The 2,041-nt window shown below is 43.1% G+C and carries 2 protein-coding genes; both read right to left on the bottom strand.

Annotation, left to right across the window (positions count from 1 at the left end; all coding sequences use genetic code 11):
• Nucleotides 1–558: 558 nt before the first annotated feature.
• Nucleotides 559–1,140 carry a hypothetical protein gene (locus H540_RS0122075; protein ID WP_028402413.1) on the bottom strand — a complete coding sequence of 194 codons (582 nt, stop codon included), beginning with the start codon at nucleotides 1,138–1,140 and terminating at the stop codon, nucleotides 559–561.
• Between the two features lie 335 nt (nucleotides 1,141–1,475).
• A partial coding sequence (locus tag H540_RS33845; protein WP_028402412.1) for a collagen-like protein occupies nucleotides 1,476–2,041 on the bottom strand: 566 nt, incomplete at its 5' end.

Raw genomic sequence — 2,041 nt, 5'->3', positions numbered from 1 at the left:
TTTTTGCTGTTCTTATCGTCATTTCGACAATACTCATTATAATTCCTTTGAGAATGCTAGGTTAATACTAGCATTCTTTTTGTTTGCTATCTACCTTCGAACTACAAACAACAAAAAGACCGCGGGGTTTCGCCCCCGCTCCGACGACCAGCGTTAGCACGCTGGACCGCATATCAAACCTTTCATGGGGGCTAGCCCCCACACCCCCAACCCTTGCCGGGAGGCGTCCCCAAAACAATTTGTTTTGGGGAGATCGAGAGGGTCTTGGTCTTGTGAGTCTGTCAACTCCTTATGCTCCCTTTGGTCCGCTACCGTTGACACACGCCAGGTCTACACCCCTTTTTAAAGTAAGATATAAACTACATGAAAGAACAGCGAAATTTATATTTTGTCATTCTTTTATGCTCACCAAACAAAGTGCGGTAGAACATTTAACTCTAAAGCTTTTAAATACCTTTTCTAACAATTTTTCATATCTTTCTTGTACTTTTATTAACCAAAAATCAAACCCTCTCAGAACGAGCGCTAAGGCTTTTAAAAAGAATCGTCAATTTCCACTTATGCTTTATATCCATATCGTTTAAAAAAATCTCGTAAGGCTAATTCTATAACGTCTTGCTTTTGTATTCTATATGTCGCGGAAAACTGATCTAATTTCGTACTGATCGACTCATTAAAATACACGCTTTTGCGGGTCTTTTTCTCCGGCTGTATCTCGGTACGAGTCCGCATAATTAATTGCTCTATACTGTTGGTGCTGTCTGTGTGTTGTTCTAGTGCTGTGGCTGCTGCTTCTATAACGCCCTCTTGTTGCTTGTGAGCTGCCAATAGGCTGCGTATTGCTGCTATTTCGTCTGCTGTTAGGCTGTCCATTGGTGTGGTAGTGTCTGTCTTCTGTCTGCTATCTAGTGCTGTTTTGGCTGCCTGTGGGCTGCCTGTTGGCATAAACTCCATTAATTCCCGGTTCAACGGCTCTGGCCCTTCTCCTATATAATCCCATACTCTTGTGCTTTGGCTGTATTGATACCCTGCTGCCTGTAATGCTGCTCTTAATCTTTTATCGCTTATCGCTAAATCTTTGCTTACTTCTTTAACGTTATGCTCTTTTAACTGCTCCAATATGGCTTGTATAGTGTGCATGTGTTATAGTCCCCTCCCTTACGTGCTGTGTTGATGCTATGTTAGCGCTATCTATAACGCCTATTAATGAATTATATTCTGCATAGCTGTAGCTTGTCCTGCAAACATATCATTATCGGTAGTCAATGTATTTAGAATTCTACAAAAACCCCTTCATCAAGCAATCTGAAGGGGTTTCGTGTTTACATAATCAGTGTTATCGGTAGTCATTTAGGTTCTATTGCTTTTACAAAACGTACGAGTACAAACCAATAAGAAGGGTTTTGGTTACCTATAAAACCAACCTACAGCTTGGCTTGGTATAGAGATAGAGTACGTCATTTTATTTTCCTCGTCTATCGGAGTCGCGTGATAACAAGGTGTGCTGAAACAGGCCTTGTTCCTCCAGCGAGCGGAGTGATGGTTAGTGCCGTGGTATTGCCAGTAGGATTTCGCACAGTCAGTATTGAATTGATAACTGTTGTTTCCACAAGAGCTATTCCTACTATCTGAGACGTACCGGTTGCTCGCCCAACCACCGTATAGGGTAAATCACTGTTATTGAGAGTTAAAATCAGTTGACCTGCTTCAGTCACACTTACCTGAAACAAAACCTGATAGAAGCCAATTGCAGACAAGTTAAATGTATCAGCACCAATGCGGAAAATTCCTCCTCCACTAGTAGGTCCATTTTGCGGAAAATCTACGTCTGTACCAGGTGCAACTGTTGCAGTATTGTCAGAGGGCATCAACGCATAAAAATCTGCAAAGTCTAATACTCCTCCTGTTGGTCCTGCCGGACCTGTTGGCCCTGGAACCCCTTGTGGTCCTGTTGCTCCTGTTACTCCTGTTTCTCCTTGGATTCCTTGTGGCCCTTGTGGCCCCGGAACTCCTTGTGGTCCTGTTGCTCCTGTTGGTCCTG

The organism is Ectobacillus panaciterrae DSM 19096, assembly GCF_000430785.1.
Lineage (GTDB): Bacteria > Bacillota > Bacilli > Bacillales > Bacillaceae_G > Ectobacillus > Ectobacillus panaciterrae.
The sequence above is the reverse complement of the archived record's forward strand: the minus strand, read 5'-3'. Positions and strand labels throughout refer to the sequence as shown.

Excerpts from the sequence above, each read along its gene's own strand:
- H540_RS0122075 (WP_028402413.1), bottom strand. The coding sequence starts at position 1,140 with ATGCACACTATACAAGCCATATTGGAGCAGTTAAAAGAGCATAACGTT.